Raw genomic sequence first — 15,893 nt, 5'->3', positions numbered from 1 at the left:
CAAACAAATGCCATTTATCAATTCAAAAATTAGTGTAGCATTAACGGATGCACAGGAGCAGGAAATTAAGTCAAGACTGGGACAGGCAATCACAGCCATTCCGGGAAAGTCAGAGAGCTGGCTTATGGTTGGCTTTGAGCCAGAGTATAAGTTGTATTTCCGAGGATCAAAGGATCAGCCGATGGCGATGGTGGAGGTAAGTGTGTACGGAAGCGAGAATCCGTCCGCGTTCTCCAAGCTGACTGGCGAGATCTGCAAGATATTTGAGGATGTGCTTGGAATTGCACCGGATCATGTCTATGTGAAATATCAGGCGGTTGCAAACTGGGGCTGGAACGGCGGCAATTTCTAATTACAAAAGAACGAATAAAGGCGCTTTTGATTAAATATAAAAACGAAAGCGTCTTTATATTTTTATTTGGAAGATTCTGCAGAATGTCTGTTGCATATCCTTGGAAGATGATATAAGTTAGGGAAAATATCAGTAAAAGAGGAGTGTGACTGCTTATGCAGATAAAAACTGCAACAATGGAAGATTATGATATTGCATTTTCCTATTTTGAGAAGCTTTGGACATTTAACACATATGACTATGAAGAAACGAAAAAGGTATACGAGAAAGTGCTTGCAGATGCAAATAGTTTTTTGTTTTTTGCATTAGATGACGCAGGAAATTATCATGGATTGTGTCATGGTAGTTATTTTGAAACATTTTGGATGACAGGGTGTACCTGTTATGTGGCAAGTCTGATCACGAACAAAGAAGATCGTGGAAAAGGGTATGGAACATTTTTATTGGATTATTTAAAAGAAAAATCAAAAGAGAAAGATTGTAAAGCATTGATATTGGATTCCGGATTGCCACGCGTGGAGGCACATGGCTTTTACGAACATTATGGATTTGCAAAAAATTGCTATGGATTTCAGCTTGTTTTGTAGTCTGATGCAGACAAAGGCATAAAACCAAACAGATCTGTCAATAATACCATTGCGATAAAAATAAGACAAAATAAAGGAGTCAAAGCAATGGAATTAAAAGAGAAAGAACGTACCCTGATTCAGGATTTGCAGACACAGGAGCAGAGCTGCGTGGAAAAGTATGGGAAATACGCAGCACAGGCGAAAGATCCAGAGCTGAAAAGTCTGTTTGAGACGATTCAGAAGGAAGAACAGAAGCATTACGATACGTTGCAGCAGGTGTTAGATGGTTCTGTTCCGGCGTGCGATTGCAACGATACGCAGGGAAAAGACTACGAGCCGAAGGTAACGTATGGTACATTGGATAATTCCGAGGATAAAAAGCATGATGCATTTCTGGCGACGGATTGTATCGGAACGGAGAAGCTGGTGTCCGGTGAATATAATACCGATGTGTTTGCATTTGCGAATACCGCACTTCGGAAACTGTTGGCCGATATCCAGATTGAAGAGCAGAACCATGCGGAGATGATCTACAAATATAAAACTGCAAATGGAATGGCATAAGCTATTATAAAACAGAAAACGGATGGTTGACATTGTGCAATCATCCGTTTTCTGTGCAATAAGCTGTCATACAGAAATTGTGCTTGCACAGACTTCTATAAGAGGATCAATGTTCATCAAGCTGATAGGCGGGATGACAATGTTTGTATATCGAGTAGGTGTCAGCCTGCTCGGTTCATTTAGAATGCCACTTTCATTGCGAGTGCAATCACACATAGAATGATTGCGATTGGCACATACAGGTATCGCCCAAGGAAATACCACAGCTTTCCGCGTGGCTTCCTGCCGCCTTCATTGATCGCTGCAAATAAATCTTTTTTCTTCATAATCCAGAACCAGGAGATTGCACCAAGCGTTGCACCGATTGGGATGATGTAGATGGAGACGAGATCCATCCATGTACCCCAGCGTGTGATGGCTTCCATGCCGATTCCGGCACCAAGGCAGATCACGCAGATAATGCCGAGTGCGACGGTACGACGCAGCTTCGGGAAGCGGTGCAGAAGGGATTCAGCAACGGCTTCGAACATGTTCTGCAGGGAACTTACACCGGCGAAGATCATTGCTGCATACAGGATGATCGCAAAGATCTGTCCAAACGGAATATCCTGCAGGATTGATGGCAATGTGATAAAGAGCAGGCTTGGCCCTGCGTCCACACTGACATTGTAGGAGAAGCATGCCGGGATGATCACAAGCGCGGCAACCAAAGCTGCAATTGTATCGAAGATTGCGGTATGTCTCGACACTGCGATGACGTCTTCTTTCCGGTCTAAGTAGGATCCATATGCGATCATTCCACTTCCGGTTACGGACAGGGAGAAGAACGCCTGCCCCATGGCAGTGATCCAGACAGTCGGATCTTTCAATGCTTCCCATCTTGGGATAAACATGAATTCATACCCGCTTGCTGAACCGGGCAGCAGAGCTACGCGGGCTGCGAGTACAACGAAAATCAGGAAAAAGAGCGGCATCATGATTTTGTTGCTTTTTTCGATACTACTGGCACCAAGCAACAATGTAAGCAAAGTACCAATGATAACAATAATATGGAATGGTACAACCGAGAAATCCGTCATGGAGAACGATTCGAACCATTCGGAAGTGTTGACCTGCATCAAAAGACCGGTTGCAGAGTCAACAAATGCTTTTAATACATAGGCAACGATGATTGAATAGCCGATTGCGATGCACAGGGAACCTGCGAGTGGCAACCAGCCAAGTGCACGCCCAGCAGGCGCGAGTTTTTCATTTCGTGAGCGCCATGCATTTTCATAGGAACCGAGCGTTCCGGTGCGCGACCAACGTCCGATCGCGAACTCGGCTGGAAGTCCGACGTAGCTGAACAAAAATATAAATAATAAATAGATGAGAAGAAAGGCACCACCGCCGTTACTTCCCATTTTATTTGGAAATCCCCAGACATTTGCCATGCCGACTGCGGAACCGACCGATGCAAGAATAAATCCCCAGCGGCTTTTGAACGATGTTCTAGTTTGTTCTTTTTTCATAAATGTACCATACCTGTCTAATTTAGTTTGTAGTTTATCTATTCTACCATAAAAGCTTGCAATCAATCAATGCGGGTTGGGGAGAAAATGTGAAATGGCGCAAAACTCCCCAACCGGAAGCTTTTGAGAAGCAAGCAGGTTGGGGAGAAAGTAGCGGAAAGGGGAAAACTCTCCAATAAATGAGGCACGCTGCCGCGTGGTGACATGAAATTACATAAAAATCGACTGGCACAATTCCCGCTTACTGTTCTTGCAGATCATGTAACTGTTGATGACCGGTGTTTCCAAGTCCAGTAATGGAATGACGCGGAGCTTGCCCGCTTCTAAGAATGGACGAGCTGTATCCGCGGGCAGGAACGTATAGCTTTCCGAGCCGAGCAAAAAAGGAATGATCTTGGAACAGTCATCGATTTCCAGTGAAAACTGATGGTAGCGCGGAAATAAGTTTCGGATGAACTGTCCGACATCCTGCAGGGCGAAATTGCACATCAGATAATTCTCGGCAATCAACGCCTGCTTCGTGATACCGCGTGCATACATCGTATTATAATAATCAGTCACTAAAATCATCTTATCCTGCTTGTAGACCTCGCAGTGATAGGATGATTTTTTCATAGGAAGATAGGTGAAGATCACATCGAAGATATCGTTCTGCAGTTGTTCCATCAGTAGGTTGGAAAGACCAATCGTGATCTTCAGGGCGTCGTTTGGAAACTGTCTTTGATGCTCTAAGATGATCGGCGCCAGATGTCCTTCGTAGATCGAATCGGAGCAGCCGATGCGCAGATGGTTTTCGTATTTGTGTAAGGAACTGATTTCGGAGAGTGATGCATTCGTCAGTGTGATGACTTTCTCCGCATAGTCCTTGAACTGCTCGCCTTCCACGGTCAGCTCCACGCTGCGGTTGTTGCGCGTGAAAAGCGCGATATTCAGCTCTTTTTCCAATTCGTGAATGCGGTTTGTCACGGTAGACTGGGCGACAAAAAGCTGCGCGGCGGTGCGTGTGTAGTTTTTCGTATTGGCAAGTGTCAGAAATGTATTCAATGCTTCGATATCCATAAAAATCTCCCATTATTCATAAATTTGATTATTACTATCAAAATTATCTATTTTACATATAATATAGCATGTGTTTATAATGAGTGCAACAAAAATGGATGAAACATCCGAAGGATGGAGGACGGCATATGCAGGAAATCAGACTAAGCAACAAGACGAACAAATTGGAACTGGATCCATACAGCTATCAGTTACAGGACGTGGAATCCCCGGAGCTTTTCCGCGAGATGTTCCCGTATACGGAGACACCGAAGATTGCGTTTAACTATCGCCGGGTGCCTGAGAATATGCCGGAGGATATCTTCATCACGGATACGACATTTCGTGACGGACAGCAGTCGCGCGCGCCGTACACGATGGAGCAGATGGTGCATATCTATAAGCTCCTGCATGAGCTTGGCGGACCGAACGGCATGATCCGCCAGACCGAGTTCTTTGTGTATTCGGAAAAGGACCGCAAGGCACTTGAGAAATGTATGGAGTTAGGCTATGAGTTCCCGGAGATTACAACATGGATTCGTGCGAATAAGAAAGATTTCGAGATGGTAAAATCCATCGGAGTCAAGGAGACGGGCGTGCTTGTGAGCTGTTCGGATTATCATATCTTCCACAAGATGGGACTGACAAGGAAGCAGGCATTAGACAAATACCTTGGGATCGTGTCAGACTGTATCGAAGCAGGACTTCGCCCAAGGTGTCATTTCGAGGATATCACACGCGCGGATTTCTATGGATTTGTCGTTCCATTTGCAAACCGTCTGATGGAAATGTCCGAGCAAAGCGGCGTGCCGATCAAGATCCGCGCCTGTGACACGATGGGATTTGGCGTGCCGTATCCGGGCGCATCGCTGCCTCGAAGCGTATCCGGTATCATCTATGGATTGCAGCATTATTCCGGTGTGCCATCCGAGATGCTGGAGTGGCATGGCCACAACGATTTCTATAAGGGCGTCGTAAATGCGACAACTGCCTGGATGTATGGTGCAAGTGCCGTCAACTGTTCGCTGCTTGGCATCGGGGAACGTACCGGAAATGTACCGCTTGAAGCGATGGTATTTGAATATGCATCCCTGCGCGGACACTTAAATGGGATGAATACGAAAGTGATCACAGAGATTGCGGAATATATCAGCAAAGAAACCGGCTATGAGATTCCGCCGATGACACCGTTTGTCGGCGAAAACTTCAACCTGACAAGAGCCGGCATCCATGCCGATGGCATGCTCAAAAATCATGAGATTTACAATATCTTCGACACTGACACACTGCTTGACCGCCCGCCAAAGGTTTCAGTCAACAGCACATCCGGCATCGCAGGTGTCGGCTACTGGATCAACCAGTACCGCAAGAAGAAGGGGCTTGAACCGGTTGATAAGAAATCGCCCCTGGTGCGTCGTGTGTACGACTGGGTACAGGAGCAGTACGACGAGGGACGAATTACAATTATCAGTGATGCAGAACTCACACGACAGACCGAGCTTGCGATGGAAGCAGAATAGTGAATCTACGAATCATTACCCAATCCCACCCAGTGCGATACCAAGGATCAGCACAAGGATACAGATTGGACAGTACAGATATTTACAGACAGGTACATACTTGTCTGTAAATTTTTTGTTACGTCCAAGGTTGACCTGCTCCTCGACATAGTTCTTACCGTATACCCAGAAGAACATGATACCGGCGAGACCTGCACCAAGCGGGCAGATGTAGATGGACAGGATATCCATCCAGTCGGATACGATTCCCTGAATACAGATGGACACAATCACGCCGATGACACCGATGAGAAGACAGGAGAGCTTGCGGTTTAAGTGAAGCTTTTCCTGCACCGTTGCGATTGGTGCTTCGTATAAGTTAAGCAGAGACGAAAGTCCTGCGAAGAAGACTGCCACGAAGAAGATGATCGCCACGATGTGTCCGCCTGGCATAGACTTAAATAAGCTAGGAAGGAAGATAAACATCAGTCCGGGACCTCCCTGGTCAAGCTGTGCACCGGTTGTCGCCATCGCCGGGATAATAACAAGTGCTGCAAGCATCGCGGCGATGGTATCGAATAAGGCAACACGACCAGCGGAAGCAGGAATATCCTCGTTGTCCGGCAGATACGAACCATAGATTAACGTTCCGTTTCCGGCAACAGACAGGGAGAAAAATGCCTGCCCCAAAGCGAAGATCCATGTCTCCGGCTTTGCCAGAGCAGAAGGCTCGACGCGGAAGATATACTTATAGCCGTCGATGGCGCCCGGCTGGCATGCGGTGTAGATTGCAAGGATCAAAAACAACAGGAAGAACACCGGCATCATGATCTTATTTGCCTTCTCGATACCATTTCCGACACCGAACATCAGGATTATAACAGCAACTACAAGTGCGATGATCTGCCACAGATTGTTGCCGAAGGCAGAAGCCATTCCACCAAACGATGCGGCGAAGGAATCGATACTATTCGGGGCAAGTGTGCTTCCGGTAAATGTTCCGATCATGTATTTCAGAATCCATCCCATGACAACGGTATACCCAATCGCCATCGCAAGAGAACCAAGCACCGGGATAAAACCAAGTGTTTCGCCGACCTTACGTCTGTCGCGGGATTCACAGGCGGCACCAAAGGCATCGATCGGACCGGATCGTGTGCCTCGTCCGAAGCTCATTTCCCCGATGACACCGGTCGATGCAATCAAAACGACAAAGATAAAGTATGGGATCAGATACGATCCGCCACCATAGAGGGATACACGTGTCGGGAACATCCAGATATTGCCCATGCCGACGGCAGAGCCGATGCAGGCGAGGATGAAACCGAGACGGTTAGTAAAAGATTCACGTTTGCTCATATAATTTCTCTCTCTCTGAATATTTTGAAAATTATTCCGCACGAACTATGCAGAAAATGAAAAATCTAAAATCTACTATACAGTATAACTGCCAAAATGTAAAATGAATAATAAAAAACGCACGGAAAGGCGGTTGTTTTTTGACGGATTCTATACTAATATACATAATAAATTAAAATGTTTTTTTGATGGGAGATAAATATGAGAATCGGGAAAATAGAGCTTATGCGTTTTCTGGGGGCTGTGCTGATCATGAATGCACATTTTGGCTATCAGGACCGACCATTTCAACTAAGCTGGTTTTTTGTAGAGTTCTTTTAATAATAACCGGATATTTTACAATGAGACATTTCGAGAAACAGGAACCACAGGAACACTTTGAAGCTGTGAAAATAGCGGTTGAGTATACGGGAAAGAAGTTTGTACAGTTTCTCCCGTATACTACGGGAGCGATATTGATTACATATATTGCTATGAATTGGCATTATATAGGAGAAGGTGCATTTGGAAACTTCATACGGTCATTTGAAAATATGCCGTTTGAGATGCTATATCTGTCTGAGGCTGCACCGGAGGGATCGTTGTTGTTTACAATGTGGTTTTTATCAGCGATGTGTCTGGTATTCCCGTTTTTCTGCCTGTTGTTGATGATGCGGAATCGCCGGTTATCTGGCATGATTTGTTTTTATGTAGCACTTTTTTATTATCTTCATACATATGATTATGGTGCACATGAGTTTCCAAATCGATTGGTACGAACATTTGCGGGTCTGTGTCTGGGCGCGACTATAGCGTTGTTGGCGGATTGGTTAAGAGGGATTTCATTAAATCGAACATGCAGGGTGTGGCTGTCAGTGCTGGAAGTAATCACATATGTGTTTCCAATTGTGACCTGTTACCCGCATTTTAAGTTTCTGCGTGGAAATCTGTTGTGCTTTGTGGTAAGTGTGACGATTATATTTTCCGGTCAGAGCATGGTGCCGGATATGTCCTGTCGATTTTTCTCATGCCTGGGCAGGCTTAGTATGCCGTTATATGTATGGCATATAGCAGTGTTGAGAGTAATTGAGAGATTCTTCCCTGATGTTGATATGTTGACAAAGGTGCTTGGCTTTTGGCTTGGTACGTTTGCTTTGGCAATAGGAAATATGTATCTGGTTGGATTCGTAAAACATCGTTTAAGAAAAGATAAGGAATGTACTATGAACTAAGAAAGAGGTGCAAGACATGACAGAACAGGAAAAGATGCTGGCAGGCAAGATCTACGATTCATCGGACGAGACGTTACTTGCCATCCGTACAAAGGCACATAAGCTGTGTCAGACCTATAACCAGACTGCAGACACCGAGGAGAAAGCGCGGGAGCAGATAATGCGTGACCTGATCCCTGATTGCGCGAAGGGCGTGTATCTGCAGGGACCGATCTATTTTGACTATGGGAAATTTACGACAATCGGTGAAAATACGTTTGCAAACTTTAATTTCACGGTGTTAGATACCTGTCCGGTGCATATCGGCAATAACGTCTTCATCGGACCGAATGTATCGCTTGTGACACCGATGCATCCGTTTCGCTATCAGGAGCGTAACATCAAGTTCAGGCAGGATGGCACGGCATACGATGATGAGTACGCAAAGCCAATTACGATCGGAGATAACTGCTGGCTTGCAAGCAATGTCGTTGTGACCGGTGGTGTGACGATCGGCGAAGGCTGTGTGATCGGTGCAGGCAGTGTGGTGACAAAGGATATTCCGCCACATTCCCTGGCGGTTGGAAATCCGTGTAAGGTAATCCGGCAGATCACGGAGGCAGATTCCATTCGAAATCGGGAAGATTTGTGGTAGATGAAAAAAGAGGGCAGCTTACCCTCTTTTTTGATATCTGACTTGCAGCCGCTTATAGCTGCTTTTTTAATTGCTCGATTTCTTCCTGAAGAAATCGGTTCGTCTGTTCTACGCTGCACACATATCCGTATTCTGGCAGCGTCTGGATGAAGTCCATGATACTGCTGCAAAGTGTGTGCTCTTCCAGTGGAAGAATCATGGAATTCCCATCGTTTCGTACCAGCATCAGGAACGTCATGGATGGCGGTGTAAACGCGATGGAAATATTCAGAGACGTATGTATTTTGGAAGGATCTAATAGCAGAAAATGATAGTCTGTATCATTTTGGTTTGCCTCTATAAATTTGCGGAGAATATAAATACGGTCTTCGATATCAAAGCGGGCAGCGAGCGTATCCGGAAAATTCACATTTTTTCCTTCCGCGGTAAATAATTTTAAGCCTTCCAGCGTGAAGAGAATCGTATGGCTTTCCTTCGTAAGCTGACCGATCCGTTCTAATAATTTGGCGCGGATGACATCCTTGTAAGGGGATTCCAACATGTATTTGTCAATCATTTCCGGCGTGAGATATTTCTCGATGGTGGGCTGGATATTCAGGCAGATTGGATAGTTTAATGCCGGATCTACTCCATTTAATACATTTAACAGGTCAAGTGGTGTCTGCGCACCAGAGGTCAGGATATTTGACCGGGCAAGAAGCTGCTCGTAGTTGTGCAGATAATACTCGTGAATTGCTTTGTCGCTCAATATCAAGGCTGTCTCATAGGTTGGGGACAGCAGGATGACGTGTGTATTCGTGATGACATAATATGGGAACGCGGTTGCCTGTTGTTTAAAACGATTTCGCGCAGAGTAATAATAGTGCACTTCAAATGTGCCAGGAAATGCGGCAAATGATGGCAGCAGATTCTTCAAAATCTGAATGTTGTGTATATTATCATAGTTTTCGCCGTCCATCTGCGTTTTCTGATATTCGATTAAGTGCTTCACATGCAACGGCTGAAAGGTTGGATGATACAGTGGTTTGAAGAAGATAGACGCGTATGGGTGACTCATATCAGCAAATGTATATATAAATGGATGATCTTCGGTTGTCACATTTTTCAGGGCGACAGAATAGATTGCGTTTACAATCTGATAGGTGCCTTGAATCAACATACAGTTCGACCAGGTATCGACATTTGATACAATCAAATCATAAGGGGAATCGTCTGTCTGGTAGAGCGTCGATGTGGACATTTCCAAAATACGCTTGATTTCCATATGTGTCTGGAAACGCTCGGTTCCAATCTGATTGATCAAAAAAGCCTGTTCTAATTCTTCCTTGTCAATCGGCGAAAGTGCGAAAAACGGAAGAAGCTTTTCGTAGATTTCTTTTGTGATTTTTCTTTGCCCGGATAAGATCTTCTGAAGTGTTGTACGATTGAGGCCGCTTTGCTGAGAGATAGAATATACCGTATATCCGTTTGATTCGATGTAGTGCTTGATCAAAGCCTGTATTGTATCCATAATTTTCCTCACTATACTTTAATGCTATGTATATTTTAAAACACAACTATATAAAATGCTATCGCTAAAAATTACAAAAACCGTCACATTTTTTGTCACATATTGAAAATGCATATTTTTTTCTTATAATTGGAACTGTATTGGCAAGGTAGACGGAGAAAAGGGGAGAATGTAATACGTGTTTGTGACAATGATTATATAAACTCCTTGCACATATCGGAAAAGTCTGCGTAATTGCAGACTTTTTTGCTTTGTCAATAAAAAATAACAAAGGGGGCTTTATATGAGAGCAATGAAATGTTGGAAACGGCTGACTGCATTTTTGTTGTCATTCGTCATGGTGCTTGGATTGGTTCTGACAAATGGAATCACCTCCGAAGCAGCGAGGAAAGAAACTGCATGGACAGAAGACGGGGAAATCGAAGTAACTGTTCCAAGTGTTATGTACAAGACACATGTGCAGTCATTTGGATGGGAGAAAAGCTGGAAGAAGGACGGACAATCTTCCGGTACGTTTGGAAAGGCAAAACGTCTGGAAGCCATTCAGATTCAGGTAGACGGTGGTTATGGTATTGGAATTGAATACCGTACGCACGTGCAGAGCATTGGCTGGCAGGGCTGGAAGCATGATGGACAGTTATCCGGTACAAGTGGACAGTCAAAGCGTCTGGAGGCAATTCAGATTCGTCTGACTGGTAATAATGCAGATTTATATGATGTATATTATCGTGTACATGCACAGACCTATGGCTGGATGGGCTGGGTAAAAAATGGAGAGCCAGCAGGTACAGCAGGACAGGCGAAGCGTCTGGAGGCAATCCAGATTATTATAGTTCAGAAATGGGAATCTCCAGTCTACATGTACAATGCAAGCGGAGAGTCATTAAAGGGCTCTGAAAGCTGTGGATTTGTCGGAACAGCAAAGACAAATACATCCGATGCAAATGGTGTGGTAACATATAGAACGCATGTGCAGAGTTATGGAAACCAGAACTGGGTAAGCGATGGCAGTATTGCCGGAACAAGCGGAGAGGCGAAGCGTCTGGAAGCCATCTATATCAAGTTAAATGCATCGAAGCTTGGCTATACCGGAGGTATCCGTTATAAGACACATGTACAGTCATTTGGATGGGAGAAAGAATGGAAAAAGGATGGTCAGATGTCTGGAACGAGCGGAAAGGCAAAACGTCTGGAAGCCATTCGAATTGAGCTGACCGGCACGATTTCTTCTTATTATGATGTATATTATCGTGTCCACGCGCAGTCATACGGCTGGATGGGCTGGGCAAAGAACGGAGAGACTGCAGGTACAGCAGGACTTGGAAAACGATTAGAAGCAATTCAGATCTGTCTGGTAGAAAAGGGCAGCGATGCTCCAAATGCATTGCCGGCAGCTTCCAATGCCAAGGCTTATCAGGGAACACCGGAGCCAGTAGATAATAGTATCATTTATGTATATTCATGGAACACAGAACTGGGAGAACGTCTGGAGTATTTTAAAGATAAATATCCACAGTATGCAGACAAAGTAAAATTTGAAAATCTGGGACTTAGCGGAACAAGCGATGAATACAAGAAAGAAATCGAAGCTGCATATCAGAAGGGCGGTCAGAAGGTTCCTTCGATTGTAGCGATGGATGAGGATGTTTCAAAATATTTTATGTCTTCGGACATGTTTGTGAGTATGGACAGCATTGGTATTACAAAGAAGGATTATAGCAATGCATTCCAGTACACCATTGATTATGCAACCGTAAATGGCAAGTTAAAAGGACTTTGCTGGCAGGCAACACCGGGATGTTTTGTCTATCGTACAGATATTGCACAGAAGGTGCTTGGAACTTCTGATCCGGCAAAGGTACAGACATATGTAAAGGATTGGGATGCCTTTATGCAGACTGCAGAAAAGATGAAGCAGGCAGGCTATAAGATGGTATCCGGACCAAAGGAAATCCAGAATGCGGCATTGGCAGATCGAAAGAGTGCATGGGTAAATGATGGTACTGTTACGATTGATCCGGCTGTTGACAAATATTTAGAGCTGGCAATGCAATTGATCGACAATGGTTATACAAACAAGAATGATCCTTGGACCGATGGCTGGGTAAGTGATTTCACAGGTGATGTATTTGGCTATTTCGGATGCCCTTGGTTTGTATACTGGACAATCAACGATGAGGAAAGTGGTTCCGCTACAGCAGGAAAGAGAAATATCTGTGCAGGCCCTTCTGCTTACAGCTGGGGTGGTACATATCTTTCTGTAACGGATAAGTGTCCAAACAAAGAGCTTGCAGCGCTTGTATTAAAGACACTTTGCTGTGATACCGATGTGATGTATAAGATTCAGGACGAGACCTTGGATTTTGTAAACAACAAGGCAGCCGTTCAGAAGATGATTGCGAATGGAAAGGGTGCAACTCCGATTTTGGGAGGCGCAAATCCATTGCAGACATGGTATAATGTAGCAGTCAAGGTTGATGGATCAAAGGCAACACAGTACGATTCGGTAATTGATGGATATCTGTATACAGTTATCGATGGATGTGAGGGTGGACACCACGAGTCGAAGGATGATATGAAATCAATGTTGAAAGCGATGATTAAAGAGGGATATCCAAATTTAACAGTGAAATAAAGAACGTTGTTTTTGACGATAAGGAGCACAGGTATTGCTTGTGCTCCTTCTTTTGTTTTGTAAATAGAATGTAAAAAAAACAAAGTTATTGCAAATTTATTATCATGTGTTATACTAAATATAGTTTCTGGCTATATAGTTTTAATAACCATGGAAACGTAGGATAAAAAAGGAGGATTTAAAGGGATGAGAGGCAAAAAATGTTGGAAAAGGGTGACAGCCGTCCTGATGGCATTCATGATGCTGGTCGGACTAGTAATGACAAATGGCATTACGTCGGAAGCATACTGGTATAACAGCGAGGGTGAGCGTTATCCGAATGTTGGGTATAGAACCCATGTACAGTCAAAAGGCTGGGAGAGAAAATTGACTTTGAACGGAAGAACATCCGGAACAGTCGGAGCAGGAAAACGTCTGGAAGCAATCCAGATCATTGTAGAGCCAGGGTATGGTGTTGGCGTTGAGTACCGTACACATATTCAGTCAAAGGGCTGGGAGAAAACATGGAAAAAAGATGGTGAAACATCTGGTACAAGTGGAGAGGCAAAACGTCTGGAGGCAATTCAGATCCGCCTGACTGGTACAAACAAGAACAAGTATGATATTTATTATCGTGTACAGGCACAGACTTATGGCTGGCTTGGCTGGGTAAAGAATGGTGCTTATGCAGGAACTGCAGGACAGGCAAAGAGACTGGAAGCAATCCAGATTATCATTATGCCAAAGACAGATTATCCAACGGATTACGAGGGCTTTGATGGAACGATCGGTGGTGGATTCGTAGATATGGGTAAGAACCCGACAACCAATGGTTCAGGTGCAGTTTCTTACATGACACATGTACAGTCATATGGTAACCAGAAATGGGTAAGTGATGGTTCTATCTCCGGAACAAGCGGAGAGGGAAAGAGACTCGAAGCAATCTCGATCAAGGTAAACAATGCACAGTTGAATAATATCAGCGGTGGTATTGCATATACAACGCATGTACAGACTTATGGCTGGTCACAGGGCTGGAAGTATAATGGAGCAGCATCTGGAACAAGAGGAGAAGGAAAGCGTCTGGAGGCAATCCGTATTCAGTTAACAGGCCAGCTGGCACAGTACTATGATGTATATTATCGTGTACACGCACAGACTTATGGCTGGCTCGGCTGGGCAAAAAATGGCTCAATTGCAGGTACATCCGGTTTAGCAAAGAGACTGGAAGCAATTCAGATCGTGATTATTCCAAAGGGTGAGCATGCTCCAAACCCATTGCCGGCAGCACCGGGTGCAGCAGCATATGTGCATTAATCGGAATACATAACAGAAGATTGGAAGAGACATTATGAGTGATCATAATGTCTCTTTTTTTATGCCGTCAATTGTAATCTGAGATTCCATACCCGCCATCTCAGACTTCTTTAAAAGTTAATAGTAGTAAGTGTAAAGGAAGGGTATGGATTTTCCTTTACAAATTCAAGAGACTGACTGGATTGTTGGTCTCTTTTTTGTTATGCTTTGATTTCTGGCGGCTGGAAAGGAGCTACCATGTCAAAGTTTTTAACATATGAAGATCGATTAGTTATTGCACAACTCCTTCAGGAGAATGTCTCTTTTGGAGTTATAGGAAAGAAGTTAGGCAAGGATCGTACCACGATTGCAAAGGAAATAAAAAAGCATTCCTATGATAAGAAAAGTGGTCGCCCAGGATATCCTTACAATCCATGTAAACATCGCAGTACATGCAAAGCTAAAAAGCTGTGCGGAAACAGTTGTACGCATCAATCAGCGTATAAATGCAGTCTGTGTTCCGAGTGTACATTACATTGTCCGGATTTTGCAGAGGATATCTGTTCCGTTAAAACCAAACCTCCATATGTATGTAATGGTTGCAGCCAGCTTCCCAAATGTACCTTGTTAAAACGCATTTATGACCCGGCAGATGCTCATGAAATGGCACATCAGTCTATTTCGGAATCCAGGACAGGTATTTTATCCAATGAGGATGATATAGCAAGAATCAACGGAATCATCAGCCCCTTGGTTAAAAATGGACAGTCTCTTCATCAGATTTATATAGAGCATGTTGATGAAATCATGTGCAGTGAAAAAACATTGTATAACTATGTTGATGCCCAGCTTTTTGATATCCGTAACATTGATCTGCCTCGTAAAGTAAAGTATCGCCCGCGATACAAACAGCCTGAATTCAAGGTAGACAGAGGATGTCGTATTGGTAGAAGCTATACTGATTTCCAGAAGTTTCTTGAAACAAAGCCGGAGTCTGCTGTTGTACAGATGGATAGTGTTATCGGACGTGTGGGAGGCAAATGCCTGCTTACTATACATTTCGTTGAAACAAGTTTAATGCTTGCATTTCTACGAGATTCAAATACTTCAGCATCTGTCATACAGATTATAAATCTGTTGGATAAAGTCCTTGGAAATGAAGATTTTTCACGGTTGTTTCCGGTTATTCTTACGGATAATGGAAGTGAGTTTTCAAATCCAAAAGCAATTGAAAAACGAGATACGATTCCATGCAGCAGAACGAATGTATTTTACTGCGATCCAAGTGCACCTTACCAAAAGGGAGCCTGTGAAGTGAATCATGAGCTGATACGTCGTATCCTGCCAAAGGGAAGCAGCTTTGATGATTTGACACAGAAGGATATTTTTCTGATGATGGATCATATCAATTCTTATAAAAGAAAAAAGCTGAACAACCGTAGCCCATACGAAACGTTCAGCTTTTATTACGGAGAAGATATACTTAAGAAACTTGGATGTAAACCGGTTGCCGCCGAAAACATCATCTTAAAGCCTAAACTTCTCAAAAAGTAACAGATAAATTTGCAAAGTGCCGCCAGAACAAAGACAGCAGAATGACTTCAAAACAGGGATGGATTCTCCGAATACAAAAATTTCGAGCGGGAATTGATCTCTTATTGTCGTGTGCAAATTTATTGCTGAACGTATTATAACATGTCAATGTACAAATGAAAATCCGGGAAATTCGCTTACAA

The 15,893-nt window shown here is 43.9% G+C and carries 13 protein-coding genes; 9 read left to right on the top strand and 4 right to left on the bottom strand.

What is annotated here, in order from left to right:
- Nucleotides 1-7: 7 nt before the first annotated feature.
- From H9Q76_RS12140 to H9Q76_RS12130, 3 genes are all read left to right on the top strand, one after another.
- Nucleotides 8-352, top strand: coding sequence for a phenylpyruvate tautomerase MIF-related protein (locus tag H9Q76_RS12140; protein WP_118374049.1), 345 nt, complete (start codon nt 8-10; stop codon nt 350-352).
- A 155-nt stretch (nt 353-507) separates the two neighbouring features.
- A complete protein-coding gene (locus tag H9Q76_RS12135) occupies nt 508-939 on the top strand; it encodes a GNAT family N-acetyltransferase (RefSeq protein ID WP_249321210.1) in 432 nt (143 codons plus the stop codon).
- Nucleotides 940-1,026: 87 nt separating this feature from the next.
- Entirely contained in the window at nt 1,027-1,485 is a 459-nt protein-coding gene (locus tag H9Q76_RS12130; protein ID WP_118734533.1) for a ferritin-like domain-containing protein, read from the top strand.
- Between the two features lie 179 nt (nt 1,486-1,664).
- Here H9Q76_RS12130 and H9Q76_RS12125 read toward each other — a convergent pair whose 3' ends face one another.
- Nucleotides 1,665-2,996 carry a sodium-dependent transporter gene (locus H9Q76_RS12125; RefSeq protein WP_249321209.1) on the bottom strand — a complete coding sequence of 444 codons (1,332 nt, stop codon included), beginning with the start codon at nt 2,994-2,996 and terminating at the stop codon, nt 1,665-1,667.
- A gap of 210 nt (nt 2,997-3,206) precedes the next feature.
- A complete protein-coding gene (locus H9Q76_RS12120) occupies nt 3,207-4,055 on the bottom strand; it encodes a LysR family transcriptional regulator (protein ID WP_249321207.1) in 849 nt (282 codons plus the stop codon).
- Between the two features lie 128 nt (nt 4,056-4,183).
- Here H9Q76_RS12120 and H9Q76_RS12115 point away from each other — a divergent pair, with 128 nt between their 5' ends.
- A complete protein-coding gene (locus H9Q76_RS12115) occupies nt 4,184-5,554 on the top strand; it encodes a beta/alpha barrel domain-containing protein (protein ID WP_249321205.1) in 1,371 nt (456 codons plus the stop codon).
- Between the two features lie 15 nt (nt 5,555-5,569).
- On the opposite strand, the gene H9Q76_RS12110 is transcribed toward H9Q76_RS12115, so the two are convergent.
- Entirely contained in the window at nt 5,570-6,892 is a 1,323-nt protein-coding gene (locus H9Q76_RS12110) for a sodium-dependent transporter (protein ID WP_249321203.1), read from the bottom strand.
- 341 nt (nt 6,893-7,233) lie between these two features.
- On the opposite strand from H9Q76_RS12110, the gene H9Q76_RS12105 reads away from it, so the two are divergent.
- Both H9Q76_RS12105 and H9Q76_RS12100 read left to right on the top strand, forming a co-directional pair.
- Nucleotides 7,234-8,103, top strand: coding sequence for an acyltransferase family protein (locus H9Q76_RS12105; RefSeq protein WP_249321202.1), 870 nt, complete (start codon nt 7,234-7,236; stop codon nt 8,101-8,103).
- A gap of 16 nt (nt 8,104-8,119) precedes the next feature.
- Nucleotides 8,120-8,737 (top strand): sugar O-acetyltransferase, encoded by a 618-nt coding sequence (locus H9Q76_RS12100; protein WP_196020974.1) that lies wholly within the window; start codon nt 8,120-8,122, stop codon nt 8,735-8,737.
- A 52-nt stretch (nt 8,738-8,789) separates the two neighbouring features.
- Here the strand turns inward: H9Q76_RS12100 and H9Q76_RS12095 are convergent, their stop codons facing one another.
- Entirely contained in the window at nt 8,790-10,247 is a 1,458-nt protein-coding gene (locus H9Q76_RS12095; protein ID WP_249321200.1) for a helix-turn-helix domain-containing protein, read from the bottom strand.
- Nucleotides 10,248-10,530: 283 nt separating this feature from the next.
- Here H9Q76_RS12095 and H9Q76_RS12090 point away from each other — a divergent pair, with 283 nt between their 5' ends.
- The 3 genes from H9Q76_RS12090 (at nt 10,531) to H9Q76_RS12080 (ending at nt 15,711) form a co-directional block, all read left to right on the top strand.
- Nucleotides 10,531-12,882, top strand: a complete 2,352-nt coding sequence (locus H9Q76_RS12090; protein WP_249321198.1) for a hypothetical protein — start codon at nt 10,531-10,533, stop codon at nt 12,880-12,882.
- A gap of 186 nt (nt 12,883-13,068) precedes the next feature.
- Nucleotides 13,069-14,178 carry a hypothetical protein gene (locus H9Q76_RS12085; RefSeq protein WP_249321196.1) on the top strand — a complete coding sequence of 370 codons (1,110 nt, stop codon included), beginning with the start codon at nt 13,069-13,071 and terminating at the stop codon, nt 14,176-14,178.
- 237 nt (nt 14,179-14,415) lie between these two features.
- A complete protein-coding gene (locus tag H9Q76_RS12080) occupies nt 14,416-15,711 on the top strand; it encodes an IS30 family transposase (protein ID WP_118546369.1) in 1,296 nt (431 codons plus the stop codon).
- Nucleotides 15,712-15,893: the final 182 nt, after the last annotated feature.

The sequence above is a fragment of the Wujia chipingensis genome (assembly GCF_014337155.1).
Classification (GTDB): Bacteria; Bacillota; Clostridia; order Lachnospirales; family Lachnospiraceae; genus Coprococcus_C; species Coprococcus_C hominis.
This window is presented reverse-complemented; position numbering and strand designations above follow the sequence as displayed.

What these genes read in the sequence shown, in the direction of transcription:
- H9Q76_RS12125 (WP_249321209.1), bottom strand. Translation starts at nt 2,996, where the DNA reads ATGAAAAAAGAACAAACTAGAACATCGTTCAAAAGCCGCTGGGGATTT.
- H9Q76_RS12080 (WP_118546369.1), top strand. Translation starts at nt 14,416, where the DNA reads ATGTCAAAGTTTTTAACATATGAAGATCGATTAGTTATTGCACAACTC.
- H9Q76_RS12140 (WP_118374049.1), top strand. Translation starts at nt 8, where the DNA reads ATGCCATTTATCAATTCAAAAATTAGTGTAGCATTAACGGATGCACAG.
- H9Q76_RS12115 (WP_249321205.1), top strand. Translation starts at nt 4,184, where the DNA reads ATGCAGGAAATCAGACTAAGCAACAAGACGAACAAATTGGAACTGGAT.
- H9Q76_RS12135 (WP_249321210.1), top strand. Translation starts at nt 508, where the DNA reads ATGCAGATAAAAACTGCAACAATGGAAGATTATGATATTGCATTTTCC.
- H9Q76_RS12100 (WP_196020974.1), top strand. Translation starts at nt 8,120, where the DNA reads ATGACAGAACAGGAAAAGATGCTGGCAGGCAAGATCTACGATTCATCG.
- H9Q76_RS12085 (WP_249321196.1), top strand. Translation starts at nt 13,069, where the DNA reads ATGAGAGGCAAAAAATGTTGGAAAAGGGTGACAGCCGTCCTGATGGCA.
- H9Q76_RS12120 (WP_249321207.1), bottom strand. Translation starts at nt 4,055, where the DNA reads ATGGATATCGAAGCATTGAATACATTTCTGACACTTGCCAATACGAAA.
- H9Q76_RS12110 (WP_249321203.1), bottom strand. Translation starts at nt 6,892, where the DNA reads ATGAGCAAACGTGAATCTTTTACTAACCGTCTCGGTTTCATCCTCGCC.
- H9Q76_RS12090 (WP_249321198.1), top strand. Translation starts at nt 10,531, where the DNA reads ATGAGAGCAATGAAATGTTGGAAACGGCTGACTGCATTTTTGTTGTCA.
- H9Q76_RS12105 (WP_249321202.1), top strand. Translation starts at nt 7,234, where the DNA reads ATGAGACATTTCGAGAAACAGGAACCACAGGAACACTTTGAAGCTGTG.
- H9Q76_RS12130 (WP_118734533.1), top strand. Translation starts at nt 1,027, where the DNA reads ATGGAATTAAAAGAGAAAGAACGTACCCTGATTCAGGATTTGCAGACA.
- H9Q76_RS12095 (WP_249321200.1), bottom strand. Translation starts at nt 10,247, where the DNA reads ATGGATACAATACAGGCTTTGATCAAGCACTACATCGAATCAAACGGA.